Genomic DNA, 26,450 nt, shown 5'->3' on the forward strand with positions numbered 1-26,450 from the left:
ATATGAAGATGTTCTACAGGACCCTGTTGGTAGGGGGGCTTTTAGTTTTGTGCGGGTATTCTTCAATTAAACAAGAGAAGGACAATATAGATTTGCTACGGCAGGAATTTAAATACCCAAATGATTCAGCCCGCACTAAATTATGGTGGTTTCATGGTGAAACGGAGACCACAAAGGAAGGAATAACGGCTGATTTGGAAGCATTTAAGCAGGTTGGAATAGGAGGAGTGGTGTATTATGATCAGGTGCATGGGAAAGGAACTGATGCTTCCCCCGTTTTTTCGGACGACTGGTGGGAGAAACTGATTTTCTCGGCATCAGAGGCCCGAAGGTTGGGATTGACATTTGAGGCGAACGTTTCTAACGGTTATGTAGCCGGAGGTCCTTGGATAACGAAGAAACTTAGTATGCAAAAGGTAGTTGCCAGCGATACGGTTGTCAGTGGAAACTGCAGGTTTTCCGGTCATCTTCCTTTACCTACCTCACAATCTGAATTTTGGGATTTTGCAGTTATCGCTTTCCCTGTTACCGGAACTGTGGAAACGAGTATCAACAGGAGACCGGAATTGTCTTCTAATATTGAAGGATTATCCCTTGAATCTCTATTTGTTGAGAATGGGAAATTTGTTGAGATGCCTAAACTACTTCCGGGAGAATCTGTTTATATAAAAATGGATTTTGGGAGTCCTTTTTCAGCCCGGAGTTTCACTTATAGTGCTAATCCCAGAGGAAAAGCGCGTACATGTGCCATGAATATTCCCGGTCATTCATCCAGTCAGTTTTATGGAGCTATGTATGAAGCGTTGCCCGATATTGGGGAATTGGAGGCTTCGGATGACGGTTTGCAGTATAAGAAAGTGTGTAATTTAAAACCTGTTTACCAAGGGGTTTCGACAAAGTGCAAGCAACATACGGTAACATTTCCGGAGGTCAAAAGCCGCTTCTTCAGGATTCGTCTGCATGATTGGGCAGATAGTAAGAACCGATATTCAAAATTATTGATTGGAGGATTATTGCTCTCTTCACAGGAAAAAGTGAATAACTGGGAAGATAAAGCCGGTTTTAATTCGGATTTTATAGAAACTGAAGAAAGACCATCTTTGCCTTCAACAGATGCGATAAATCCAGCCGATGTGATTGATTTGACAGAACTGGTCGATGGAAATGGAGTTTTGAACTGGAATGTTCCCGAAGGGAAATGGATGATAATGAGGTTTGCCCATGAATCACAGGGAGGATATATCAAGCATGGGCGTACTGGGCTAAAAGGTTTGGAATGTGATAAGATGTCTGCGGAAGCGGCAATCGTTCAGTGGGAAAATTATTTTAAAGTCATCTACGATTCATTGTCGGTCAGAGGTTGTCCGCCATCCGGAATGATAATGGATAGTCATGAAGCGGGGGCGCAGAACTGGACTCCGGGATTCGAGCTGGAATTTATGAAACGCAAGGGGTATGATATCCATCCTTATCTTCCTGTTCTAATGGGATATGTTGTCGGTTCTGCTGAAGTTTCAGACCGTTTTCTATATGATATGCGACGTACTATTGCCGATCTGATATCTGATCGTTATTATGGTACGTTAGATAGCCTGTGTCTTGATGCCGGTCTTGATTTTACAGCACAGGCTATAGGGAATGCTTTGAATATTGTAGGCGATAATATTCAGGCGAAAGGTCGGGTACAGAAACCACAGGGAGAGTTTTGGGCTTATCAGACCGAAGGAAGTTATGATATAAAAGAGGCCTCTTCCGCTGCCCATCTTTACGGTAAAAGAGTGGCTTCTGCCGAGGCGTTTACGGACGCTAAATTTTCTCATTCGTTAGCTGATTTAAAGAATTTGGCTGATTATGCATTAGCTTTCGGAAGTAATGAATTTGTTGTCTGTGCATCTGCTTATCAGCCCTGGACTGATACAATTCCAGGCAATACAGGGGGAGGCAGGCACTATTGTCTGAATAGAAATAACACTTACTGGAATTATAGTCGCCCGTTTTGGGATTATCTGGCGAGATGTGCGGGACTTCTACGAAAGGGGATTCCCGTTGTCGACTTATGTGTTTATCTGGGTGATAATCCGCCTGTGAAATTACTATCTTATCGTTTGCCGGAGATGCCCGAGGGGTATAACTTTGACGTGTGTACCACGGATGCCCTGATTAATAGAACTAAAACTTTGAATGGAAATATTATACTGCCGGATGGTATGAAATATCGTATGTTGGTCCTGCAGAAAGATTGTAAAATGACATTGGCTGCTCTCCGGCATATTGCTGCTTTGGTGGAACAGGGAGTTGCGTTATATGGTGAGCGTCCTGCATATCCTGTATCTTTGGCCGAACGGATACATGATAATGAATATGATAAGATAGTAACTGCCTTGTGGGGAACCGGAAAAAAGGAAAGTGGAGTCCACTCTTTGGGAAAAGGACATGTGTATTGGGGGATGACTTTGGAAGAGGCTTTACGGGAGGAAGGAATCCGTCCGGACATTACTTTAAAAAGTGGAAATGAACCGGAAGACAGGATCTATTTCACTCATCGTCATTTGCCGGATATTGATATTTATTTTGTAAATAATCATAGCGAGAATGTGTTCAGCGATTCTATTCATTTGCGGACAGACAGGAGATATGCAGAATATTGGGATCCGGTTTCGGGAGATTGTTATTCGCTTCCTGTTGCATTTGGGGGAAATAGCTTGTCATTAAAATTATCACTTGCTGCTCGAGAGTCCGGGTTTATTATAGTTTTGGATAGAAAGAATGACTCTTTGCCTGTGAGAGGGTTTACAACAGATAAAGCAAAGAAGCATATTGTTAATGGAGATTGGAAAGTTTACTTTGACCCGAGATGGGGTGGACCGGGCGAAGTGGTTTTTACACAATTGACAGATTGGAGTAAGGAAAAAGATCCCGGCGTTGTTTATTATTCGGGGAAGGCTGTTTATAAAAAGAACATCCATATAGAGAAAAAAGAAAAGGATAAACAGATCTTATTGCGTTTTGAGCGGCTAGGTTCGCTGGCAAGGATTTATCTGAATGGACATGAAGTTTCAACTTTGTGGTGTTCACCTTGGGAAGCGGATTTGACCCGTTGGGCAGTTGAAGGAGAGAATTCTTTAGAGATACATGTGGTAAATTCATTGATGAACAGAATGATTGGTGATGCATCATTACCCCAAAATGAGCGGTTTACCTATGCTTATCCTGCGATTGCCATTCCTGAAGATACTCTGGTTCCCTCAGGGATTATCGGGAATGTATATTGGGTAGTCCGTTAGTTGGGAATATTCAGTAAATGTTCCCCCCAAATACCATGGCATATGAAGATGATAGAGTATAATCACTTCATATGCCATTATTATTGTCATTTTTCTGTATATTCTCATATACTCTTATCTGACAAGACATTAAGTTCCGGAAGAAGTCTTCTGACCTCTTCTGATTCTTTCAGTAAACTCATATCATGCAGCTTTCCCCGTTCTGTTCCTGATCTTGTCAATCATCAGTATGGCATTTGCTGTATGTATTCCGAAGAAAATCCACAGGATTTCCGTCTTCTTGTTCCTTGCCTTTATCCTTGGGAGCGAGTAATGTTGCTTTTGAGTGCCGAAGCTTCCTTCAAGCCGTGTGGCCCTTTCTTTTGAGAGTTCGCTTCTAAGCAGCTTCCTCAAAGGCTCATCTTTGCCCTCCCTTCCCTTGCGCACAAAGGATGTGGATATCCCATATTTAGTACAGAACTTTCTGTTGGCATTATTGGCATATATGGAATCGGCAGCCACACATCTTACCCTTACATTCATCAGCTTCTGCTGCATACGGATACAGTCCTTCAAGCGTATCCCCTCATTGAAAGCCTTGAACGAGAGGTGTTCGATGAACGATATGCCGTCTATCTGTATATTATTGACCTTTGCACCGAACTCGACGGACTTGGTTTCCTTGCCTCTGACGATGGGACGTACATAATGACGGTCGATGCTGATGATGCGGTCACTGACTTTTCTCCCTTCAAACATTTCCTTTTCCTGTACAAGCACCTTTCTGATGATGGAAAGACGCTTATGGTAATCCTGTGTATATCGGAGTAAAGCACCGTACTCGCTATGGAGCCCATCCCTTTGACTGAGGAGCTTTTCAAGAAGCTTGATCATACGGCGCTTAAGCATTCTTGTCCTTGAAGCTCTCCTCTTTCTTTTCTTGCAGTAGGACAGATAGGATTCCGCCACATTCCTGTATTTGTTGCGCGGACGCCTTATGCCCAGATCCCTGCAATGCCGGCATATATGCCTGTAGAGCCATTCGATGCTTTCCCAAAGGAGTTTCATGTCCGTAGGAAAACGCATGTGGCTCTCATAGCATGTGGCATCGGTCATGCAGACGTGAAGGTTATCAAGATAAGGTTTCCAGTGTGAAGCCAGGATCTCCTGGAAGGAATCAATGTCAAGGCGGGATGCTATCTCATTACGGATGGCACTGACTATCTTGAAGTTGGTTATGGGAAGGGACGGGGGGATCATGATTCCACAGAACATCTGGTAGTGTATGTTCCCGTTCAGATGTTCCACCAGTTTCCTGTCGGAGAATCCGGTGTATGCCTTCAGGACCATAAGGGCGATCTTTGCGGAAGGACTGAATATGTTCCTGCGGCCCAAACGTTGTTCAGACAGGCCTGCGGCTTTTGCCATACGATCAAATGGAAAGACCGAATGAAGCCTGCCAAGCTCACTCTCATGAAAACTCTTGCGGTATTTTTCCAGAATATCAAATTCTGTAAAGCCCAAAGTTGGGTGGATTTCTGAAATTTTTTGTATCTTAGCCATATCTTAGTTGGGGAATTTCCCCCGTTTGGACCGTCAAACCTTGTTTTCGGGGGAATACCTAAAGATACTAAAAAGCCAACTAATTCGCAATAATTTGTGTATGAATTAGTTGGCTCATTTTATAATATTTAATGAATGTCCCTAGTTGGGATGATATGATTGCCTACCTTGAACCGGTCTGCTTTTTACAGATCGGTTCAAGATAAGATTTGTTTATCAGCTACATGTGGAGGTTTAACTTATAGATTTCACTTCCGGCAAGAAGGAAGCAGCCAGTACCGAAATCCTCAAAATCAGGAACTTTATCATAAGTGACAGGTTGACTGTCTTTCGGCTCTTTGCCGGTTCCCTGTACATAGCCAAGAAAACCATTCGGGTGAACTGCATCTTTCACCATGGCATTCCATGCTTTTATGATTACAGGCAGATAGGTCTTTTTATCCAATAGGCCATTGCGTACACCCCAGGACATACCGTATACGAAAAGGGCTGTGCCGGAAGTCTCCTTCCCTCCAAAGTTTGTCGGGTCGTGGAGGCTGACATTCCAAAAGCCGTCTTCACGCTGGCATTGTTGCAGTGCCTTGCTCATAGCCAAAAAGTCATTGATGTAATCCTGACAATGTTTTTCATTGGAGGGGATTTCGTTCATTACCCGTACTAAAGCAGCATATACCCATCCGTTACCGCGGCTCCAATAACAGTTTTTGCCATTTGGTTCTTTGTATGGAGGATCGAAATTATGGTCTCTCCACCACAAACCTTCTTTGACATTAAACATTCCGTTCTCTCCGTGTTTATTACGGGTGTATTCGTACATATCCCACATTTTATCGAAGTATTTCTGTTTGCCCGTAAGTTTTCCCATTTTGGCAAATATAGGCATCCCCATCTGGATGGCATCTATCCACCACCAATCATTTACTTGTGGTGTGTTGACCAGCATATCCATATTGGCTTTCGTTTTCCGTATTTTTTCAGGATCGGGACAAATGTTATATAAATCGAGATAGATTTGGCTGGCGCAGTAGTTATCAGCATTACGAGTAGTTGTTCCCCGGTGGAATCCCCATTGGTGATAATCTGCCCATTCCTTGGCATAAAGGTAATATTCGTCTGCAGGATAGATGGAATAAAGTGCCATCAGGCCTTCGTAATATACACTTCGTGTCCAGATATTACTGGGACGAACCACTTTTTTGACAAAAGAAGGAGTGCGATAATCGGCATATTTCTTCATAAAATAGTCGTTCACCTGGAGGGTTACTTTGAGAATCTCTTTTTTATCGGGCACTGTCTGTGCTTTTATGTTCCCATCACTCAATATTACTCCGATAAAAAATAGTATAAGATGCTTTTTCATTGTATAATAAATTAAATTACTACTGTCCGTAGATTCAGGTGCACAAAAGTAAACCTTTCTTTACCTGTTGCAAAGAAAATGCATTGTAAGGAAAGTAATATTGAATTTTGTACGGAAAATATGTAATATTAGACTTTACCGGTCGAGAGGAACTGTTTGATCTCTTCAGCATTATCTGTGATGTGTTGAGGAGCAAACTCCTCCAGCTCCTTGCGTGGACGAAATCCCCATGTTACTCCACAAGCAGTAACTCCTGCACGGGCAGCCGTTTGCATATCTACACCGGAATCACCTACATAAAGAACATCCTCCTTTTGTACATGGGCCAGTTTTAATATATCAAAAACAACTGTTGGGTCGGGCTTGACATTGATCCCTTCCCGTTGCCCGAAAACTGCTGTAAAATGAATACCGGGAAAGTAGTGGGCAACCAGCTTTTCTGTAGCATCCTGATATTTGTTGGATGCTACGGCTATTTGGATACCTGCAGCCTGCAGATAGGATAACAGTTCCGGAATGCCCGGATAAGGTCGGCTATCATCAGCATTGTGAATATCGTAATAAGGAATGAACTCATTGCGCACACGAAGTACGTTTTCTTCCGTCTTTTCGTCTTCGGGCAATGCCCGTTCAAAGAGTTTATTGATGCCATTGCCTACCATGAAGTTGTACTTTTCTATTTCATGAGTGGGGTATCCTAATTTATTTAAAGCATAATTGGTGCTGTGGGCAAGGTCGGCGATGGTATTCAGCAATGTTCCATCCAGGTCAAATATAACTAGTTTCTTCATTCTTACTGTATCTTATAATTCTCCTTTCATCTCTTTTACCGATGCAAAAGTAGATAAAAAAGATAAGAATGCCTCGAAACTTCTAGTTTCATTCCTTGAAACAATTAGTTTCGCACCGAGAAACCAGTGGTTTGAGGGTGTGTCAAAATCCCCTTTTTGAGGAACTTACCCCCGCTATAGCTGTCTGTGGCAGGGGTGAATCTTTATATTTAGGCATTATGACACACCCTCACTTAAATTTGAACCTATTTCTTAGTAATCCGGAACCAGTCTACATCTGCCCATCCTCCGTCGTTAGTGACGATAGCCGGTCGTGTGCAGAACATTCCGACCTTCGTGCCAATCCATTGTCCTTCTCTTGCCTGAAAAGGATTGCCTAGCGGCTGATATTTCTTTCCGTCAAGGCTGTAGCTGAAGTTACACATCACAATGAGATCGTGTCCGCCTTCGCTGCCTTTGATCTTCTTGCCATCATAGCTGAAACGAACTTTCAGGTAAACGGTATTTTGAGAGAGATCGACAGAAGCATTGGTCTGTTCCGGCTTTCCTTTTTCTGCTTTTTTACATTCAACTTGAGACAGCACCAGGCCTTTATTTGCATTCTCCAGAATGATTCCGGCATAATCTCTACCCATTACAACCAGTCCGGTGCGTTCACCCTTATATTTAGGATTAGGGGTAAATGTAAGTTTCATGGTTGCAGTGAAATTGTCAGAAGGCGTTTTCTGTAGAAGTAGGTTGGCTACGTCCCACAGATTTTTATAGTCATTCAAAACCGGATAGGAGTATAATCTTACATAGCTCTTATCACCTGCATAGTATGCCCATTTTTCATTGATGTTGGCATGCCATTGCCATTGTGGAGAGAGGGTATATTCATCGAACTCGTCACTCTCCTGCGGAGTGCAGATGGGATATGTTTTACCTACATTCGGCTTTTTATAAGTCAGAACAGGTTCGCCACAGCCGTCACCGTCTTTGTCTATGCCGATCACAGGCCAGTCGTTCACCCATTTCATCGGCTGAAGATGCATGATACGTCCGTAAGCACCCACATCCTGAAAGTGAAGGAACCAGTCTTCTCCGGTAGGAGTATCTACCCATGCACCCTGATGAGGACCGTTGACACGAGACTTCCCTTGCGCAAGTACGGTTTTCCATTCGTAGGGACCGTAGATGTTTTTAGAACGTAACACGACCTGCCAGCCTGTTGGCACGCCACCGGCCGGATGGAAGATATAATAATAGTCGTTTCTCTTATACATCTTAGGACCTTCGCAAGTCTGATGTGCTTCATGCCCATCAAAGATTATGCGTGAAGGAGTGATGGCTTTGGTTGCTTCCGCATTCAGTTCGCAGATGGTGATTACGCTTTTCAGTCCGGCACGACTTCCTGCGTATGCATGTACCATATACACTTTCCCATCTTCATCCCAAAACGGACAGGTATCAATAATACCTTTTCCCGCTTTCACCAAGACCGGTTCGCTCCACGGACCTTTCGGGTTTTTGGCTTTTACCATAAAAGCTCCCTGATCGGGATCTCCCCAAAAAATATAGAACTCACCGTTGTGATGACGGATAGACGGGGCCCAGACACGATTGCCGTGTTCCGGTCGTTCCGGAGTTTCAATAGGAGAGAGGGCGTTGGGAACTGCGGCACCGATGATTGTCCAGTTGACTAAATCTTTGGAATGAAGGATTTGCAATCCCGGTAAACAGTTGAAACTGGATGAAGTCATATAGAAATCATCTCCTACACGGCAAGCATCCGGATCGGAGTAGTCGGCATAAAGCACCGGATTTTTGTATTTACCGTTTCCAAGGTCGGAAACCCATACTTCAGATACATAGTTCTTCTGTGCTACTGCGGTGAAAACCGTTAATAAGCAAAAGACTAGAGTTTGTGTCAATCGTTTCATGTTATAGATTATTTTATATAAATGATTCGTTGGTCTTATCTACGGCAAAGATAAATAAAAAGACTCTGCATAAGGAGGAATATTTGTGCAGAGTCATAGAAAAATTGGTAGATACCTCGTAATTTTTGTTTAGTTGTATTTGTTCCCCCTATTTATGGGTGCGGTTATCTTTTTATTCTCACTGTCACAGGATGAGACAGCGTTTCTTTCCATTCACGGAGATGAGCAAACCAAGCTTCCGGTGTTTTATATCCGAATGTTTCTTTCATCGAGGTGAAAGTTGTGTGATACTGGAAATATTTATTTCCCGGAGTGGTTATCGTATAAAGGAAATTGGCCTTATCCTTTTCTTCCGATTTCACATAACGTTGAGGAATGCAAGTGCCCAGCCCTACGGTTTCTTTTGCATATTTTACAGTGTCGTTTACAGGCCAGTCCGTTCCCCAACTTCCTACAAGACCTTTATGGTCGGAGAAAGATTGGGCAGTACCGGCAATGTCTTGTACGCCTGTGCAGAAAACTTCCTGATGGATCGGTTCGTCAAAGAAGGCTTCAATATGAAGATCACGATGTCCTGCATAGAGGGTATAGCGTGTCATCATATTCAGTTCCGTATCCTGATATTTCCATCCGGTCACCTCAATTTCGGCAATCACGCGTACCGGTCCGTAAGAGATGATACGTTCCGTGCGGGTATCCACCGGAGTGATGTGGGTAGCTTGCTGTCCGTCCCAGCCTTTCAACGCACCCGGTCCGCAACTGTTGAACACACGGAGCACATCATCTCCGAATCCTTTGGCTAACTGCTCATCCGTCGGATAGAACTGCGATTCCTTGATTTCCAGTCTTTTGTTGAACTTGCCATAAATATCCGGAGTCTGTTTCTCATTGAAATAAAGGCGGTATCCTACCAGTTCCGATTCCAATACCGGACCGTGAGGACGTACCATACTGTATATATTACTAGTGCCGGGGACAGTGATGGCTTGTACCCGCTGATGCTTTCCTTTCCGGTGGTCTACGATAAACATATCGGCGTAGACTTGTTCAGGATAAGTCTTTGTACTCTTTTCTGAAGAAAGTGTAATCTGGAATGTTTTTCTACCATGAGCAGGAAGATCGGCAACAAAAGCCAATTCGTCCATCTTACAGTCTCTGTCCAGATCGTCCAGCTGGGAAGCTATTTCCGCGGTTCCTTCCATGACAATGGCAGACTTAATTTTGAAACCTGCGTGCAGCTCATGCAATTTGATGACAATCGGGGCATTCGTTTGAGGCTGGTTCCAGTTGTTCTGCACTTCAACTGTGATGGTTTTCTCCTGTTTCTGCGTTTGGGCAGACAGACTGAAAGTTCCTAAAAAGAAAGTAATAATAAAAAGATTCTTCTTCATGTTTCTAAGGCTGAAATTATATGTCGTATTTCTCCTTGCAAAAATAATAGAAAAAAATAGCAGGCCGTGTCTCTTTGGGGGAGATTATAGTCTGCTATTTGAGCTTTTTACTCTATATAATGACATTGTGGTTTTCTTTTTGGCACCACAGAGTACGCAGAGGATTCGGTTTAATAATATAAAATCCATTTATTCAAATGTGTTTCTCTGTACTCTGTGGTGAACTTTATTGGAGATTTTAAATCTCCTCTTTTGTACCTAATTTCTCATAAACTTTTCCGTCTATAGTCAGATTCTTGGCATTCTTAACGTTTAATATATTATTGCCTTTGGAAGATTCTACATAAATATTTTCCAAGGCAACTCCGTCCACCTGGCTGATAACGATTCCATCTGTCGCTTCCGTTATCACAACGTTTTTGACAGTAATATTGCTGATGGGCATTTCCGGTAGTCCATTGAAGAACATGGCACGTCCCGAACCTCTGCATACAATATTGGAGATATGAATATTGCGGAAAACAGGTGTTTCTTCCGTCACGGGAGGAATGGCAGTCTTCATACGATTCAACAGCTCTTCTTCCGATTCCTCACCGGCACCTTTTCCACCGTAGAATAAGTCGAATAGTAAGGGCTCATTCGGAATATGAATCATGTTGATATTGTCAATGTAGATGTTTTCTACTACACCGCCACGTCCGCGGGTACTCTTGAAACGCAAACCTACGTCTGTACCCATAAAGGTGCAGCTCTCTACGTAGATATTCTTCACACCACCGGACATCTCACTTCCTACTACGAATCCACCATGTCCGTGCAATACTGTATTGTTTTTTACGATAACGTTTTGGCAAGGTTCTCCACGACGGCGTCCATCTTCATCTTTACCGGATTTGATACAGATGGCATCGTCTCCTGCGTCAAACGTACTATTGATGATTAGAGCGTTTTTACAAGATTCCAAATCAATTGCATCACCGTTTTGAGAATACCAAGGGTTAATTACCATGATATTATTTACTGTGAAATCTTCGCAGGACAAAGGATGCAAGCACCAGCTTGGGGAGTTTTTAAAAGTAACACCTTCCAGCAGTACCTTTTTACTTTTGACGATACTCAACAGTACCGGACGCAACCATGGACGGATCTCAGCCCATTCTTCATCTGTGTTGATACCTCCGGGTACATTGAAATCTTTGCAGGCCATTGCACCTTTCAGTGAGCCGGCGGTAGGATACCATATCTCTTGTTTTTCATCGAGAACACCTCCCGAGTTTACTAACTTTTGCCATTGTGAAGCAGTCAGCTTTCCTTTTTTTACAGGACGCCAGCAGTCGCCGTTTCCGTCAAATGTACCATGTCCGGTGATAGCGATATTTTCTGCATTGCGTGCTGAAATCGGTGATTGACAACGACGGGTCTCAAGTCCTTCGAAAGAGGTGCCAATGATAGGATATGCCTCAAAATCACTGGTAAAAAGCACCAGCGCATTTTGTTCTGTATATAAGTTGACATTGCTCAATAGCTCGATTGGACCGGTCAACCAGACGCCTTTGGGGATAACTACTTTACCCCCTCCGTGTTGATTCACGTCTTTAATAGCATCATTGATAGCTTTGGTATTCAGGAACAGACCGTTTCCTTTGGCTCCGAATTTCTCAATGTTTACTTCGTAAGCAGGAAAAACCGGTTGCTGTACTTTCGGCATTTCAAAAGGTAAATTTTGGTAAAGAGAGTCGCTGATTGAGCTTTCTTTTACGCCAGTCTCGCTTTGTTTACATCCCGATGAGATAAACGGTAAACAGTATACGGCTATCCAGAAGAGTCTTTTTGTCAATGTATTCATTTAATAACTTAATTTCTATAGGGTTATACATCTATTGTTTTTCTTTCTTGGTAGTTAGTTCATGATTAATAAGGATGATTTCATAACTTTTATCTCCTTCCGCTGGTGATCTGTCGCAGGTTTTAAATAAATAGGATGAAAAAACTCTTATCTTATCGGTGGCAAAGATAGGTGGGAAAGCTTAAGACGATGTGGACTAATTGATAGAATACTTGTATTTTTTGTCATTTCTGTCTATTATTTGCGCACTTCTCGTGTTTTTATGCAGAAAGTTCCTATCTTTGCGCAAATTTTAACTGTTAAAAAATATGAGTTACAACTTGTTGAAAGGAAAAAGAGGTGTTATCTTCGGTGCTTTGAACGATCAGTCTATTGCTTGGAAAGTGGCAGAGCGTGCCGTAGAAGAAGGTGCAACCATTACATTATCAAATACTCCGATGGCTATCCGTATGGGAGAAGTTGATGCTTTGGCCCAAAAATTAAATTGCCAGGTTATTCCGGCAGATGCCACCAGCGTAGAAGATTTGCAAAATGTCTTCAAGACCTCCATGGATATACTGGGTGGACAAATTGATTTTGTACTCCACTCTATCGGTATGTCTCCCAACGTGCGCAAGAAACGTACTTACGATGACCTTGACTATGGAATGTTGGATAAAACATTGGATATTTCAGCTGTTTCATTCCACAAAATGATTCAGTCGGCCAAGAAACTGAATGCTATTGCTGATTATGGTTCTATCGTCGCTTTGAGCTACGTAGCCGCACAGCGTACTTTCTATGGTTATAATGATATGGCGGATGCGAAGGCATTGCTGGAATCTATTGCACGTAGCTTCGGTTACATTTATGGACGTGAACATAATGTACGTGTGAACACGATTTCACAGTCGCCTACATTTACTACTGCCGGTTCGGGCGTGAAGGGTATGGACAAACTGTTCGACTTTTCCAACCGTATGTCTCCGCTTGGAAATGCAACGGCTGACGAATGTGCCGGTTATTGCATTGTGATGTTCTCCGATCTTACTCGCAAGGTGACTATGCAGAACCTATTCCATGACGGTGGATTCTCTAGCGTAGGTATGAGTCTTCGTGCCATGGCTACTTACGAGAAAGGGCTAGAGGAGTATATGGACGAAAACGGCAACATCATTTACGGATAAAAGATTATGAAATTACGGATCTCTCTTCTTAATCTATTGATAGGTATGCTTTTCGCTTCCTGCGGGATAATCGCGGGGAAGAGTACGGAGCAGAAAGAAGAGAAGGTTTCTGTGCTAAGATATGATAAGCTGTTGAGCGACTATGTTCGCTCCAACAGCTTTTCTGCTATGCAGAGATTGACGATGGATTACCGTATGCCGACGAAAATCCTGATCGAGGATGTGCTGTCTATCGGTACGGTGAAAGATGATACCATTTCGCAACGTCTGCAGAAATTTTATTCGGATACGACTTTGGTTCGTTTGCTTAGTGATGTAGAAGCAAAGTATCCCAATCTGGATGAGGTGGAAAGAGAGCTTAGTAGAGGATTCCGAAAATTGAAAAAGGAAGTTCCTAATACGAAAGTGCCGTTTATCTATTCGCAAGTTTCCGCTTTTAATGAATCTATTATTCTGGTAGATTCTTTATTGGGAATCAGCCTTGATAAATATATGGGGGAAGATTATCCTCTTTATAAGCGTTTTTATTACGATTACCAGTGCCGCTCGATGCGTCCGGAACGGATTGTACCGGATTGTTTTGCTTTTTATCTTTTGAGCCGTTACGATATGAACTACCACGAAGGTATTTGTCTGATTGATTTGATGATGCATTCCGGGAAAATCAATTATGTAGTGCAGAACTTATTAGGATATAGTGATATTGGCGAAGCAATAGGGTATTCCAAGGAGGAAAGCGATTGGTGTGAGGAAAATGAAAGAGAGATATGGAATTATATCTGTACCAACGATCATCTGCACGCCCGTGACCCGATGGTAATTCGCTATTATATGAAGCTTGCTCCTGCTGTCGATATGTTGGGCACTCAAGCTCCGGCATTGATCGGAACATGGGTGGGAGCAAGAATCATCGCTTCTTATATGAAAAAGCATAAGGATATGAAACTGAAAGATCTCTTGGAATTTACCGATTATCACGAAATGTTAAGTGAATCCAACTACTTGGCTTCCTGAACTGTTATATTTCTCAATTTTTAATTTTCAATTTAAAAAGTGGAAACTGCCCTTTATTTGTTGCCCGTGACTTTAGGTGATACATCTATTGAAAAAGTATTGCCTCCTTATAATAAGGAAATAATCTCCGGTATCCGGTATTTTATAGTTGAAGATGTTCGTTCTGCCCGTCGTTTCCTGAAAAAGGTGGACCGGGAGATTGATATTGATGCGTTGGCTTTTTATCCGTTGAACAAGCATACTTCACCTGAAGATATTTCCACTTATCTGGAACCTTTGGTAGGTGGAGCTTCAATGGGGGTTATTTCCGAAGCCGGTTGTCCGGCGGTTGCTGATCCGGGAGCGGATGTAGTTGCCATTGCGCAACGTAAAAAATTAAAGGTCGTTCCTTTGGTGGGACCTTCTTCCATTATTCTTTCTGTGATGGCTTCCGGTTTTAACGGGCAGAGTTTTGCGTTTCATGGTTATCTGCCGATTGAAGCGGGGGAGCGTGCCAAGCAACTGAAAACATTGGAGCAGCGTGTGTATGCTGAAAATCAGACCCAACTTTTCATTGAGACACCTTACCGGAATCATAAGATGATAGAGGATATTTTGATAAATTGTCGTCCTCAAACGAAACTTTGTATTGCCGCCAATATAACGTGTGAAGGAGAGTATATACAGACACGTACAGTGAAGGACTGGAGAGGACATGTGCCCGAATTGTCTAAGATTCCTTGTATTTTTCTCTTATATAAATAACTTCTTTCAGGTGTTCATATTCATCTTCGAAACAGCTGCTGAAGAATCCTTTTCCTAAGTTTTCCTCTATCTGTTTGAAACTCCATAGTTTGCTGTTCTTAAAGTGGGGAGTACATAGGATCGAATCGTCTTTTATGTCGATGATGAATAAATAGATAAGACGGTTAGTTACTTCATTCTCAAAGTGGTAAACGATGTTGAATTGGGGCTTGATCCCTTCTTCGTGAGGAAAAGTATTGTTGATTAAACGAGCGGCACCTGCCTCCAGAGATTCTCCGTAGCGGAGATAACATTCCATAGGAATATCTACTTTCCCTTTGTCCAAAATGGCAGTTGAAGATCTGTCACAAAGGAATAGCATTCCCCGAGTCGATATGGCAATCCTTATCACCGGATTAATGTATGCATTTTTGTAATTAATTGCTTCTATCGCAAGAGTTTTTCCAATCACATCTCCTTTGGTATTCACAATGGGAACATATTCCGTGTGAGACATCAAGTGATTAAAGAAACGGATGGCAATCTGGTTGAACAGAATACTGATAAGAAAGACCAAGGGGGGCAACGCTTTATAGAGTACGAACGTACTTATCTTGCTCAACGGAGTTTGAAGAACAATGGTAATACTGATAATAATAAAGTGCAATATACCGAAAATTAAGGAGATGCGTGCCGATACGACAGCGGCTTCCGCTCCTTGTGCATATAAACGTTTGTTACAATAGCCTATTTGTTTTAGGAAGTGGTTGATGAACCTTTTCTTATGCATATAAAGGATCAACATCGGAATGAGAATGCTGACTTCCAAAGTAAGCGGAAGTGCACCGGGAGGAACATAATCACCGGGCATGAGAACTGTCACAGATAGTAGTGCCAGTACTCCGGTCGCTATATAGAGGATGAAATTAGGAATTAATATTCCCTTACGTCGATAAGAAAGATATATACCTATAAGCCCCATACCTGTACCAATATAAATAGCCGTATCTTGCGTTATAAGTCCACATAATAAAATGGAAATAATAACGGGGATAAAGCCCAACGACATGTTAAATGCGGTAGAAAGTATTCCTTTATGATCCATCTCTATATTTATGTTTATTTGTCGGTCCTATGTATTAACAAATGGTGTGTGTGTTTTGTTTGTTAACGAATATGCTTCTCTGCGTGGTAGGAAGAACGAACAAGAGGGGCACTCTCTACGATGTTGAACCCTTTCTCCAAACCGACAGTTTTATATTTCACGAATTGCAGTGGGGTGATGTATGCCGCAACGGGATAATGTCGGCGACTCGGTTGCAGGTATTGACCTATGGTAAGGATCTGGCAACCGGCTGCTAGCAGATCATCCATCAAAGTCTCGACTTCTTCAGGAGTTTCCCCCAAGCCGACCATAATGCCGCTTTTTGATTTAACTCCCTTTTCGGAAATGTGTCTGATGACCTGCAAACTTGTATCATAATTTGCTGCGCTGCGCACTAGCGGACTAATGCGGCGTACCGTTTCCATATTATGTGATATGATGTCGGGGCGGGAGTCGATTACTAAATCTACCAACTCCATTCTGCCTTGAAAATCCGGAATCAGTACTTCAATGGTTGTCTGTGGATTCAACCGCTTTACTTCCCGGATGGTACGTGCCCAATGTTCAGCTCCCAAATCAGGTAAATCATCCCGGTCTACAGAAGTGATGACGGCATGATTCAGTTTCATCAGTGCGACGGATTCTGCTACATGGGTAGGCTCATTTGCATCTAACGGGTGCGGGCGTCCCGTTTGTGTGTTACAAAATTTACAGCTACGTGTGCAGATGTCACCACCAATCATGAAGGTCGCAGTTCCTTTTCCCCAACATTCCCCCATATTAGGGCAACGCCCACTGCTACATATCGTGTGTAAGCAGTGGGAGTCAACAATTCGTTTGGTTTCGGTGTATCGTTCGTTTGCACCGATATTAATTTTCAGCCATTCGGGTTTACGTACTCTGTCTGTCATTATAAATTGTTCAAGAAAAAGTTAGTCAATCGTGTGTACAGGTGTTGGCGGGTATTGCCACCATATATTCCGTGATTACGGTTTGTGTACACTTGCATATCAAATTGTTTTCCAAGCTGAACTAACAGCTCGGCATATTCTGTGCAGTTTTGGAAGTGAACATTGTCATCCGCCATGCCATGTACCAGCAACAGGTTTCCATGAAGTTTGTCGGCACGGGTGAAGGCTGATGACTCCTTATATCCTTCCGCATTTTCTTTGGGAGTGCGCATGAAACGTTCGGTATAAATCGTATCATAGAAACGCCAGTCGGTTGGTGCGGCTACTGCTACTCCGGCTTTGAATACGGGGGTTCCTTCGCTCATGCTCATCAGAGTCATGTAGCCGCCATAACTCCAACCCCAGATACCGATGCGGTTTTTGTCCACATACGCTTGTTTGCCGAGATAGAGTGCTGTTTCCACTTGGTCTTTGGCTTCTTTGACTCCGATTTTCAAATAGGTACATTTCTCAAAAGCTTCTCCACGGCCTCCGGTACCGCGACCGTCTACACATACCACGATATAACCGAGGCTTGCCATGTACGTTTCCCAGCTGATTTCCCAAGTATCCAATACCTGTTGAGAACCCGGACCGCTATATTGATACATCAGTACCGGATATTTTTTGGATGTGGAGAAGTTTACCGGTTTCATCATCCAGCCATTCAATTTCACACCATCTGTAGTCTGGAAAGTAAAGAACTCCTTTTGTGGTACAGCATATCCGGACATCGTTTGTTTCAACGCATCATTCGTAATAAGCGTTTTGAGCGTTTTGCCTGAATGATCGTTCAAAGTAACTAACAAAGGAGTATCCAGGCTAGAGAACTTGTTCATGTAATACTTCATCGATTTGCTGAAGATCGGCGTATTGGTTCCTGTCTGTTGAGACAATTTGGTCTTTTTGCCTTTCTTGTCTATTTTATAGACAGCTTTACGCAGAGGGCTCTCTTCGTTGCTGGTATAATAGAAAGAGCCGTCTTCTTCATTATATCCAAGGAAATCTTTCACTTCGAACTTACCATTGGTAACCTTTTTGATTAGGTTACCTCCCATGCTATACCAGTAGAGATGACTGTAACCGTCACGTTCACTAAGCAGGCTGAAATATTCCGGATAGAACCGGATGTTATCGAAAATATTCCCCTTGATGTAATAAGGAGATTCATCACGAAGTATTAGTTTGCAAAGTGTTGACCGAGGATCGGCAAAGTAGAGATCGAAACGATTTTGATGACGGTTCAGTGTCATGATAGCCAATTTGTTGGCATCTTTTGTGAAGCGGATACGCGGAATGTATCCATCTGCATCCAGCGGGAGTTTCATTGTACGGGTGACATGTGATTTTATGTCGTATGTGCGTACTTCTACTTTTGAATTCGGGTATCCGGCTTTCGGATATTTGTAGGTATATTCACTCGGATAATCTCTTAACGCATCCATACGGGGGGCTTGTCCGGCAAATACAGGGAAAGAGTAGGAGGGAACTTTTGATTCATCGAAACGGATGAAAGCAATCAGGGTATTGTCGGCACTGAATTCCAAAGCACGGTCGAAACCGAACTCCTCTTCATATACCCAGTCGGGAATGCCGTTGATTACAGAGTTTTGTTTGCCATCTTCGGTGATTTGGCTTTCACTGTTGCCATAAAGCAGCTTAACAAGAAATATGTTATTGTCACGGACAAAAGCAATCATTGTACCGTCTGGAGAAAAGACGGGTACTTGTTGAGGTCCGCCGTCAGACAGCCGTTCAATAATGTTGTTTGTCGTAACGCCCTTGTCATTTCGTTTCAAAGGGTAAATGTAATGTACGGCTGTGTATGAATGCCTATATATCGGTGTCGTTTTGGTAGCAATCAGTAATTTCTGACCGTCGGGAGAGAATTGATAACTGTCGAAGTGCTTGAAGTCACATTCGCGTGTAGTGCTTACATCGAAAATCACTTCTACTTTCTCACCTGTCTTGAAAGAGTATTTAATGATTTGCGTGCCATCAGCGTTCATCTGTGTATAGTGCTCGCCATCAGGCATGGGAATTACCCCCTGGATATTTTCCGGGCGGAAACGTCCGGAGGTGATGTCTTTTAAATTGAGTGCCTTTTGTCCTTGTGCCATTCCGGTCAGACAGAGAAGGCAGAGTAATAAAGTGATGCTGATCTTTTTCATCTGCGTTGATAATCGGTTTCGTTTTTAATTCGTACTTGCAAAAATACGAATAAACTTAGATTCAACAAAACCTGGCCGACTTTTATGTAGATTTGACACGGTTCTTTCATTAAAAAAAGTGCATGAGATTCAAAAGAAGGCTTGTTTTATAGCGGAAAAATCGTTGACTTTGCCCACAGCGATGCTGAAGCACCGCTTGGGGTGTTTCTTTTTCATCGTTGTGAACGTTCCTCGTCCTGACGTATCCTTTCATTCGGCTTTGTCGGCGGCATGTCGGGGAAACAGGCGTCGGCTGCCGGCAGCATGCGCCGGGATGTCGCTCACGGAGAGGAAAGATGCGCTGTTGTTCGTGTGCTCCGGACTGAGGGGCGAGATTTCTTTCCTGTTTCTTCCCGATTTTAAGGGCCGATACGGGTGGAAACGGGTTTCGAGGCGTTGCCCTGCGGGGCGGAGCGGCAAGATACGGCGTTTCCACGTTGTTTTCCCGGTGAAACAAGCTGGAGGGCGCTGTTTTTAGCCTGTTTCCGTCCGAAAAGAAGCAGGAAACCTTGTTTCCTGTTGCTTTCATGGGCGGATATAACCATCATCGGCCGATTACCGCTCCTTTTTGAACGAATTTGCACAAGATACCGTGTTTTTTCTTTGCCCGAGCAGCAGGCGGGGCTTGTGAAGGGCGATTCCGGCTTGTCTGACTGCCGGGCGAGGCTGGAAACCGTGTTTCTTGCCCGGTTTGCCTTGGGGGGAAGGGCGCGACGGGCGTTTTGTTGAAACCTAACCGACCGATATGATAAAATGAAGAACATGAGGGTGTGTCAAAATTCCCTTTTTGAGGAAATTCCCCCTGCTATAGCTATCTGTGGCAGGGGTAAATCTTTATATTCAGGCATTATGACACACCCTCAAGGGTATGATGACCCTGTTTTTAAGTTAAATGGAAAGAGCCGTGTAGATTTGATAAGGATTATAGGGTGAGATTCAATATCTTTTGAACCGTGCATTATTCACAGCAGATGTCTGCATAGTTCCCCCTGCTTCGTATCGTTATAAAGATTGACGGAGGTACGCCAGTATCTCTGTTTCCTGTTGCGGGTGAAACCATTTTATCTCTTTATCTCTTTTGAACCAGGTCATCTGTTTACGTGAATAAATACGGGAGTTCTGCTTGATTTTATCTATAGCAAAGGGGAGTTCCCATTCTCCATCCAGATATTTGAATAGTTCTTTATAACCTACCGTATTTAGTGAATTGAGATGGCGATAGGGAAGTACAGAGCGTACTTCTTCCAACAATCCTTCCTCCATCATCTGGTCTACCCGACGGTTGATACGGTCGTAAAGTTCTTCCCGATCACGAGTCAGACCGATTTTCAGGATACGGAAAGGACGCTGTTTTTTTTGTTGGGTGCGAAAAGAAGTATAAGTGCGTCCAGTCATATAGCAAATCTCCAGTGCATGAATTACCCGCTTGGGATTCTTTAGATCTACAATCCGGTAATATTCCGGATCTAACAGACGAAGTTCGGCGCAGAGTTGTTCAAGGCCCTCCTCCTCATACTTTTGTAACATAAGTTGACGGGTTTCCGTATCAACGGTAGGAATGTCGTCAATCCCCTTACAGATTGCGTCTACGTACATCATTGATCCACCTGTGAGAATCACGACTTCGTGTTGCGTGAATAATTTCTCCAGAATATCCAGTGCTTCTGTTTCGTATTGAGCAGCGCTGTAATAGTCTGTAAGGTGGAGCGTACCGACCAGTTGATGTGGAACACGTTGGAGTTGGTCGGGAGTAGGAGCTGCCGTACCTATTTTTAATTCGGCATAAAGCTGTCTCGAATCGGCAGATACAATGCTTGTCTGAAATGTTTCTGCCAAGCGTAGACTCAACTCCGTTTTTCCTACGCCTGTGGGACCTATAAGAACAATGAGAGTCGGCATAGATTTTTAAGTATTAAGTGTAGAAGTATTCACTCTTAAAGCATGCTGTACTAAAAAATATTAGGTATTAACTGCCTGACACTGCATAGCAATTAATACCTAATACTTGACACTTAATGCTTAAAATTTTTCTTCGTCGTATGGGTTGCCGGTGTCACCACCTATGTCAAATCCTTCCTGATCGAAGTCTTCCATGTCGAAGTCTTGGTCTCCGTAGAAATTTTCGTCCAAATCAAGAGAACCTCCGGTAGCGGTCATTTCTTCAAAATCTATCGTTTGCTTGGGAGCATCTCCGGTTTTCTTGGTACATTTGGCACCATTCATATCTTTTCCGGTGATAATCTCGGATAGTTCGATGAAGAAACAACGTTCTGTCATGTAATCGAATATATATAACAGTTTTTGTTTTTCATCTTCTACCAGTTCGCTGATCGTAGTCTCTTTCATCACCCAGCTATCCATTTCCGGATTGTCGTCCATTTCCTCCAGAGTTACCTCTTTTTCTTTTTCCCAATCATCATCGCAAATAAAGAAAGAAGTCATCTGGTCGTTTGCATACCCCACTGATTTCAGAATTGCTTCATGGAAGTCATAAAAAGTTGCTTCCGGATCAATTTGTATTTCTCTGACAAAATCGTCAACTTCATCAGATATGATAGTAAATCTGTATATCATAATATGACTATTTTGAACTGTTTATTTAATTATACCACGTTCTGAATTACGGATGAAATTGACGATATAGTCAATTTCCGGACTTTTCTCGAATTCATCTTCTATTTTCTTCAATGCTTCTGTCGTGTTCAAACCACTTTGGTAAATGATACGGTAGGCATTGTGGATACTTTCAATCACTTCATTGGCGAAACCACGACGACGCAGACCGATGATATTGATTCCGCTGAAAGCAATCGGTTCGCGTCCTGCGATGATGTAGGGAGGAATATCTTTACTGAAGCGGCATCCGCCCTGAATCATAACATGACTACCTACATGACAGAATTGGTGCATCAATACACTAGCGCTGACAATCGCATTATCATCAATGACGATTTCACCTGCCATCTTGGTAGAGTTACCGATGATACATCCGTTGCCAACCAACGCATCGTGTGCAACGTGTACACCTTCCATCAGTAAATTGTTATTTCCTACAATCGTACGCCCTTTAGCTGCTGTACCACGGTTGATTGTCACATTTTCACGAATCAGATTATTATCTCCGATTTCGGCTGTTGATTCTTCACCGCGAAACTTGAGATCCTGTGGCACAGCTCCAATAACGGCGCCCGGAAAAATGGTGTTTCCGTTACCAATACGTGAACCGTATAAAATATTGGCATTAGCCATAATTTTGTTATTGTCACCGATAACTACGTTCTTATCTATAAATACAAAAGGCGCAATTTCTACATTTTTCCCAATTTTAGCCTCGGGATGAATATACGCTAAAGGACTTATCATGCTTTTAAATATCAATTATTACTTATTTTTTACTATTTGTGCCATGAACTCAGCTTCACAAACAACTTTCTCACCGACAAATGCATATCCTTTCATGGTAGAAATGCCACGGCGGATAGGTGCCAGCAGTTCTACGCGAAAGATGATTGTATCTCCCGGTACTACCTTTTGACGAAATTTCACTCCATCTATTTTCATGAAGTAGGTAGAATAACGTTCTGGATCATCTACAGAGTTTAATACAAGCAAACCTCCGACTTGTGCCATTGCTTCCACTTGAAGTACTCCCGGCATAACAGGTTCCTGTGGAAAATGTCCCTGAAAGAAAGGTTCGTTAACTGTGATATTTTTGATACCCACAATGTAGTTGGCACCAATTTCAATTACTTTGTCAACCAGCTGGAAAGGATATCGGTGCGGCAATAATTCACGGATACGGTTTACATCCATTATCGGCTCACGGTTACAGTCGTAACTCGGTGCCTGTATTTCATGAAGACGGATTTCTTTCCGCATTTGACGGGCAAATTTATTGTTGATGGTGTGTCCGGGACGGGTAGCGATGATACGGCCTTTAATCGGTTTGCCAATTAAAGCGAGGTCGCCGATGACATCCAGCAATTTGTGACGGGCACATTCATTGGGCCAAACCAACGGTTTGTGATTAATGTAACCCAGTTGATTGGCATCCATGTGAGGTACTCCCATTACATCGGCCAACTTGTCGAAACTTTCCTGCGACATCTTACGCTCGTAAATAACGATTGCATTGTCCAGATCACCACCTTTAATCAATCCGGCGGAGAGTAGTGGCTCTATTTCGCGAACAAAGACGAAAGTACGGCTGGCAGCCACTTCGTCTTTGAATTTATGCATATCTTCAAGTGTAGCAAACTGATTCGGAATAATGGTTGAATCGTAAGAAACCAGTACATTCAGACTGAAATTTTCGTCAGGCAATACAATGATAGAAGAACCTGTCGTTTCGTCCCGGAACTCGATTTTAGACTTGATAATATAAAAGTCTTTGACGGCATTTTGTTCTACTGTTCCTACACGTTCTATCTCTTGTACATAATATTGTGCACTACCATCTAATATAGGAAATTCCGGTCCGTTAACCTGGATAAGGCAGTTGTCAATGCCCAATGCGTAGAGGGCTGCCATACTATGTTCAACAGTGCTTACTTTGACTCCATTCTTCGACAGTACAGTGCCACGAGTGGTTTCTGTCACATTGTCGGCTACTGCATCGATAGTGGGTTGTCCTTCTACGTCAATACGTTGGATCTTATATCCATGATTTTCCGGAGCAGGATTGAATGTTACAGTGAGATCAAGTCCAGTGTGAAGACCTTTCCCGCTCAGTGAAAAGCTATCTTTCAGCGTTTTTTGTTTCAGCATTGGTTACTTATTTAATAGTTGTTTTAATTCTTCTACTTCTTTGCGTAGATTGCGCAATTCTTTTTGCATATCCGGCAGGCTTCTTTGTACAATGGAGGCCTTGAAGTATTGCTTCAGCTCCATAGGAGGAGTTCCGATAAGCTGGCTGCCGGATTTGATATCTCCGGGCACACCTGATTGTGCACCTAAACCAACTTTGTCTCCTATTTTGGAATGTCCGGCAATACCTACCTGACCGCCGAACATACACCATTCGCCGACTTTCGTAGAACCGGCAATGCCCACTTGAGCAGCCATTACGGTGTGTGATCCTATCTCGTCGTTATGGGCTATTTGTACCAGATTATCTATTTTTACACCACTATGTATTACCGTGGCTCCCATGGTAGCGCGGTCTATACAAGTGTTGGCACCTATATCTACTTTATCTTCCAGGATAACAATTCCAATTTGCGGAATTTTATCGTATCCGTTCGGAGTGGGAGCAAAGCCAAATCCGTCAGCTCCGATCACTGCACCTGAATGCAGGATACATTCATTGCCTATGCGGCAATCATGATAAACATTTACATTGGAGTAAAGCAAGCAATCGTTGCCTATCTTCACACCGTCTCCCACAAAAGTGTGTGGATAAATTTGGGTATTATCTCCGATCACGGTATTCTCACCGATATAGGCGAAAGCGCCAATATATACATTTTCACCTATTTGGGCACTGGGTGCAACGAAAGCTAATGAATCTATACCTTGTTTCTTAGGTTTGCTCATCTCATAAAGATTGAGCAATTTAGCCAGACTTTCATATGCATTGTCTACTTTGATCAGAGTAGCTTTTATTTCATGCTCGGGAGTGAAGTCCTTGTTCACCAAGACAATGCTTGATTGTGTTTCGTAGATGTAAGGTGTATATTTGGGATTCGACAGGAAAGAAATTGCTCCGGGCATTCCCTCTTCAATTTTAGCGAATGTGTGTACCGTAGCGTTTTCGTCTCCAATGATTTCCCCTTGGATAAATGCTGCAATTTGCTTAGCCGAGAACTCCATGTCTTTATTTTAAAATTTAATTAGTTCGCAAATAACGGATTTTTTTTTCAGATTTCCGTGTTATTGCATGAATATTTTATACTTATCTGTGTAATCTCTGATAGCAGAGATAGTATTTCTTTACCTTTTTGGACAATAATGAGATGTTCAGCATGTCCGATGCTTCGGCAATATTTTTGATAGTGCCGTCTTTATAGATAATGTCAATACTGTCATCTGCCGGGTTATACATATTCTTTTCGATGCTGGGGGTAGAGACAAAATAGTTCGCTTCGGAAAGGGTTATGCCTAATTGCTGGCTGATGTGCAAAGTTAATTCTTTTTTTCTGTCCTCACTAATCGGTTCCGACGAAATTTCTACTTTAAAGATATTTCGGTTTATCATTCCCGTGCTTAAAGTAGAAAGTACTTTATCCGTGTGGGTACTCCATACCTTCAAGGCTGTCCATATATCGTTGTCGTCCAGCTGGATAAAATTCTCCAGACAGTCGGGGTTATGATAGAATTCCGTAGGATGGATATCATTGTAGAGGAAAAAACGCAATGCTGGTGATGCAAACAACTCTACTCCTTGTGATGCCAGTTCTTTAGCACGTAGTAGGGTACTGATCAGCATCTTTTCGTATGCGACGGACGTCTTATGCAGATATACTTGCCAGTACATCAGGCGACGTGCCGTAAGGAAATTCTCGATAGAGTAAATACCTTTGGATTCGATAACCAGACGGTCATCCGCTACGTCAAGCATTTTGATGATTCGTGCAGAACCGATATTTCCCTCTGTCACGCCTGTGTAAAAGCTGTCGCGGCGAAGATAATCCAGCCTGTCCATATCCAGCTGGCCGCTTACAAGTTGATGGAGAAAGCGTTTGGGGTATTCGTCTTTGAAGATTTGAATGGCAAGATTAAGTTGACCGTTCATCTCTTTATTCATCCGTTCCATCAGCATGAGAGAAATCTCTTCGTGCGAGACTCCTTTTACTATAGTGTCCTCCAGTACATGAGAGAAAGGACCGTGTCCTATATCATGCAACAGGATGGCAGCCTGCACGGCTTCCGCTTCACTGTCAAAGATAAAATTGCCTTTGGAGGCCAGTTGGGTAATAGCTTCACTCATCAGGTGAAAAGCGCCTAAAGAGTGTTGGAAGCGGGTGTGTTGCGCACCGGGATATACAACTGATGATAATCCTACTTGCTTGATGCGGGTAAGACGCTGCAAAAGGGGATGCCGTACTATATCGTACAGTAACCCCTTTGGAATGTTGATGAACCCGAATACGGGGTCGTTGATTATTTTTCTTTCGTAAGGCATTCGTATTCTTTAGAGATTCTTTT

The 26,450-nt window shown here is 42.8% G+C and carries 20 protein-coding genes; 4 read left to right on the plus strand and 16 right to left on the minus strand.

Going from position 1 to position 26,450, the window contains the following annotated elements; translation table 11 throughout:
* Positions 1 to 2: 2 nt before the first annotated feature.
* Positions 3 to 3,284, plus strand: coding sequence for a glycosyl hydrolase (locus tag AB9N12_RS12510; RefSeq protein ID WP_369892356.1), 3,282 nt, complete (start codon positions 3 to 5; stop codon positions 3,282 to 3,284).
* A 183-nt stretch (positions 3,285 to 3,467) separates the two neighbouring features.
* Here the strand turns inward: AB9N12_RS12510 and AB9N12_RS12515 are convergent, their stop codons facing one another.
* The 6 genes from AB9N12_RS12515 to AB9N12_RS12540 form a co-directional block, all read right to left on the minus strand.
* Complete coding sequence (locus AB9N12_RS12515; RefSeq protein ID WP_369892357.1) at positions 3,468 to 4,826, minus strand: transposase; 1,359 nt, start codon at positions 4,824 to 4,826, stop codon at positions 3,468 to 3,470.
* A gap of 220 nt (positions 4,827 to 5,046) precedes the next feature.
* Positions 5,047 to 6,186 (minus strand): glycoside hydrolase family 88 protein, encoded by a 1,140-nt coding sequence (locus tag AB9N12_RS12520; RefSeq protein ID WP_369892358.1) that lies wholly within the window; start codon positions 6,184 to 6,186, stop codon positions 5,047 to 5,049.
* A 128-nt stretch (positions 6,187 to 6,314) separates the two neighbouring features.
* Positions 6,315 to 6,977, minus strand: a complete 663-nt coding sequence (locus AB9N12_RS12525) for an HAD family hydrolase (RefSeq protein WP_369892359.1) — start codon at positions 6,975 to 6,977, stop codon at positions 6,315 to 6,317.
* Positions 6,978 to 7,222: 245 nt separating this feature from the next.
* A complete protein-coding gene (locus AB9N12_RS12530) occupies positions 7,223 to 8,899 on the minus strand; it encodes a glycoside hydrolase 43 family protein (protein ID WP_369892360.1) in 1,677 nt (558 codons plus the stop codon).
* Between the two features lie 164 nt (positions 8,900 to 9,063).
* A complete protein-coding gene (locus AB9N12_RS12535; RefSeq protein ID WP_369892361.1) occupies positions 9,064 to 10,290 on the minus strand; it encodes a DUF4861 domain-containing protein in 1,227 nt (408 codons plus the stop codon).
* Positions 10,291 to 10,528: 238 nt separating this feature from the next.
* Positions 10,529 to 12,136: a glycoside hydrolase family 28 protein gene (locus AB9N12_RS12540; protein WP_369892362.1), complete on the minus strand. Its 1,608-nt coding sequence runs from the start codon at positions 12,134 to 12,136 to the stop codon at positions 10,529 to 10,531.
* A gap of 308 nt (positions 12,137 to 12,444) precedes the next feature.
* Here AB9N12_RS12540 and AB9N12_RS12545 point away from each other — a divergent pair, with 308 nt between their 5' ends.
* The 3 genes from AB9N12_RS12545 to AB9N12_RS12555 are packed head-to-tail and all read left to right on the plus strand — an operon-like array spanning position 12,445 to position 15,060.
* A complete protein-coding gene (locus tag AB9N12_RS12545) occupies positions 12,445 to 13,302 on the plus strand; it encodes an enoyl-ACP reductase (RefSeq protein ID WP_369892363.1) in 858 nt (285 codons plus the stop codon).
* A 6-nt stretch (positions 13,303 to 13,308) separates the two neighbouring features.
* Positions 13,309 to 14,316, plus strand: a complete 1,008-nt coding sequence (locus AB9N12_RS12550; protein ID WP_369892364.1) for a gliding motility lipoprotein GldB — start codon at positions 13,309 to 13,311, stop codon at positions 14,314 to 14,316.
* A gap of 39 nt (positions 14,317 to 14,355) precedes the next feature.
* Positions 14,356 to 15,060, plus strand: a complete 705-nt coding sequence (locus AB9N12_RS12555; RefSeq protein WP_369892365.1) for an SAM-dependent methyltransferase — start codon at positions 14,356 to 14,358, stop codon at positions 15,058 to 15,060.
* On the opposite strand, the gene AB9N12_RS12560 is transcribed toward AB9N12_RS12555, so the two are convergent.
* The 10 genes from AB9N12_RS12560 to AB9N12_RS12605 all read right to left on the minus strand — a co-directional run bounded on the left by AB9N12_RS12560 (position 15,026) and on the right by AB9N12_RS12605 (position 26,427).
* Entirely contained in the window at positions 15,026 to 16,144 is a 1,119-nt protein-coding gene (locus AB9N12_RS12560) for a hypothetical protein (protein ID WP_369892366.1), read from the minus strand. The two genes, AB9N12_RS12555 and AB9N12_RS12560, sit on opposite strands and share 35 nt — an antisense overlap.
* Before the next feature lie 62 nt (positions 16,145 to 16,206).
* Positions 16,207 to 17,055, minus strand: a complete 849-nt coding sequence (gene lipA / locus AB9N12_RS12565) for a lipoyl synthase (RefSeq protein ID WP_369892367.1) — start codon at positions 17,053 to 17,055, stop codon at positions 16,207 to 16,209.
* Complete coding sequence (locus AB9N12_RS12570; RefSeq protein WP_369892368.1) at positions 17,055 to 19,265, minus strand: S9 family peptidase; 2,211 nt, start codon at positions 19,263 to 19,265, stop codon at positions 17,055 to 17,057. Before AB9N12_RS12570 ends, lipA begins: the two co-directional genes overlap by 1 nt.
* A gap of 398 nt (positions 19,266 to 19,663) precedes the next feature.
* Positions 19,664 to 19,852 (minus strand): hypothetical protein, encoded by a 189-nt coding sequence (locus AB9N12_RS12575; protein WP_369892369.1) that lies wholly within the window; start codon positions 19,850 to 19,852, stop codon positions 19,664 to 19,666.
* Positions 19,853 to 20,306: 454 nt separating this feature from the next.
* Positions 20,307 to 21,203, minus strand: coding sequence for a tRNA (adenosine(37)-N6)-dimethylallyltransferase MiaA (gene miaA / locus AB9N12_RS12580; RefSeq protein WP_369892370.1), 897 nt, complete (start codon positions 21,201 to 21,203; stop codon positions 20,307 to 20,309).
* 120 nt (positions 21,204 to 21,323) lie between these two features.
* The gene (locus AB9N12_RS12585; protein ID WP_369892371.1) at positions 21,324 to 21,878 is read right to left on the minus strand and encodes a hypothetical protein; all 555 of its coding nucleotides are present in this window, start codon (positions 21,876 to 21,878) and stop codon (positions 21,324 to 21,326) included.
* 21 nt (positions 21,879 to 21,899) lie between these two features.
* On the minus strand, positions 21,900 to 22,667 hold the full coding sequence (gene lpxA, locus AB9N12_RS12590; RefSeq protein ID WP_369892372.1) for an acyl-ACP--UDP-N-acetylglucosamine O-acyltransferase: 768 nt from the start codon (positions 22,665 to 22,667) through the stop codon (positions 21,900 to 21,902).
* 18 nt (positions 22,668 to 22,685) lie between these two features.
* Positions 22,686 to 24,071 (minus strand): bifunctional UDP-3-O-[3-hydroxymyristoyl] N-acetylglucosamine deacetylase/3-hydroxyacyl-ACP dehydratase, encoded by a 1,386-nt coding sequence (locus tag AB9N12_RS12595; protein ID WP_369892373.1) that lies wholly within the window; start codon positions 24,069 to 24,071, stop codon positions 22,686 to 22,688.
* A 3-nt stretch (positions 24,072 to 24,074) separates the two neighbouring features.
* Entirely contained in the window at positions 24,075 to 25,115 is a 1,041-nt protein-coding gene (lpxD, locus tag AB9N12_RS12600) for a UDP-3-O-(3-hydroxymyristoyl)glucosamine N-acyltransferase (protein WP_369892374.1), read from the minus strand.
* A gap of 82 nt (positions 25,116 to 25,197) precedes the next feature.
* Positions 25,198 to 26,427: an HD domain-containing protein gene (locus AB9N12_RS12605; RefSeq protein ID WP_369892375.1), complete on the minus strand. Its 1,230-nt coding sequence runs from the start codon at positions 26,425 to 26,427 to the stop codon at positions 25,198 to 25,200.
* Positions 26,428 to 26,450: the final 23 nt, after the last annotated feature.

Source organism: Bacteroides sp. AN502(2024) (genome assembly GCF_041227145.1).
Lineage (GTDB): Bacteria > Bacteroidota > Bacteroidia > Bacteroidales > Bacteroidaceae > Bacteroides.

What these genes read in the sequence shown, in the direction of transcription:
- AB9N12_RS12510 (WP_369892356.1), top strand. Translation starts at nt 3, where the DNA reads ATGAAGATGTTCTACAGGACCCTGTTGGTAGGGGGGCTTTTAGTTTTG.
- AB9N12_RS12515 (WP_369892357.1), bottom strand. Translation starts at nt 4,826, where the DNA reads ATGGCTAAGATACAAAAAATTTCAGAAATCCACCCAACTTTGGGCTTT.
- AB9N12_RS12520 (WP_369892358.1), bottom strand. Translation starts at nt 6,186, where the DNA reads ATGAAAAAGCATCTTATACTATTTTTTATCGGAGTAATATTGAGTGAT.
- AB9N12_RS12525 (WP_369892359.1), bottom strand. Translation starts at nt 6,977, where the DNA reads ATGAAGAAACTAGTTATATTTGACCTGGATGGAACATTGCTGAATACC.
- AB9N12_RS12530 (WP_369892360.1), bottom strand. Translation starts at nt 8,899, where the DNA reads ATGAAACGATTGACACAAACTCTAGTCTTTTGCTTATTAACGGTTTTC.
- AB9N12_RS12535 (WP_369892361.1), bottom strand. Translation starts at nt 10,290, where the DNA reads ATGAAGAAGAATCTTTTTATTATTACTTTCTTTTTAGGAACTTTCAGT.
- AB9N12_RS12540 (WP_369892362.1), bottom strand. Translation starts at nt 12,136, where the DNA reads ATGAATACATTGACAAAAAGACTCTTCTGGATAGCCGTATACTGTTTA.
- AB9N12_RS12545 (WP_369892363.1), top strand. Translation starts at nt 12,445, where the DNA reads ATGAGTTACAACTTGTTGAAAGGAAAAAGAGGTGTTATCTTCGGTGCT.
- AB9N12_RS12550 (WP_369892364.1), top strand. Translation starts at nt 13,309, where the DNA reads ATGAAATTACGGATCTCTCTTCTTAATCTATTGATAGGTATGCTTTTC.
- AB9N12_RS12560 (WP_369892366.1), bottom strand. Translation starts at nt 16,144, where the DNA reads ATGGATCATAAAGGAATACTTTCTACCGCATTTAACATGTCGTTGGGC.
- lipA (WP_369892367.1), bottom strand. Translation starts at nt 17,055, where the DNA reads ATGACAGACAGAGTACGTAAACCCGAATGGCTGAAAATTAATATCGGT.
- AB9N12_RS12570 (WP_369892368.1), bottom strand. Translation starts at nt 19,265, where the DNA reads ATGAAAAAGATCAGCATCACTTTATTACTCTGCCTTCTCTGTCTGACC.
- AB9N12_RS12575 (WP_369892369.1), bottom strand. Translation starts at nt 19,852, where the DNA reads ATGATGGTTATATCCGCCCATGAAAGCAACAGGAAACAAGGTTTCCTG.
- miaA (WP_369892370.1), bottom strand. Translation starts at nt 21,203, where the DNA reads ATGCCGACTCTCATTGTTCTTATAGGTCCCACAGGCGTAGGAAAAACG.
- AB9N12_RS12585 (WP_369892371.1), bottom strand. Translation starts at nt 21,878, where the DNA reads ATGATATACAGATTTACTATCATATCTGATGAAGTTGACGATTTTGTC.
- lpxA (WP_369892372.1), bottom strand. Translation starts at nt 22,667, where the DNA reads ATGATAAGTCCTTTAGCGTATATTCATCCCGAGGCTAAAATTGGGAAA.
- AB9N12_RS12595 (WP_369892373.1), bottom strand. Translation starts at nt 24,071, where the DNA reads ATGCTGAAACAAAAAACGCTGAAAGATAGCTTTTCACTGAGCGGGAAA.
- lpxD (WP_369892374.1), bottom strand. Translation starts at nt 25,115, where the DNA reads ATGGAGTTCTCGGCTAAGCAAATTGCAGCATTTATCCAAGGGGAAATC.
- AB9N12_RS12605 (WP_369892375.1), bottom strand. Translation starts at nt 26,427, where the DNA reads ATGCCTTACGAAAGAAAAATAATCAACGACCCCGTATTCGGGTTCATC.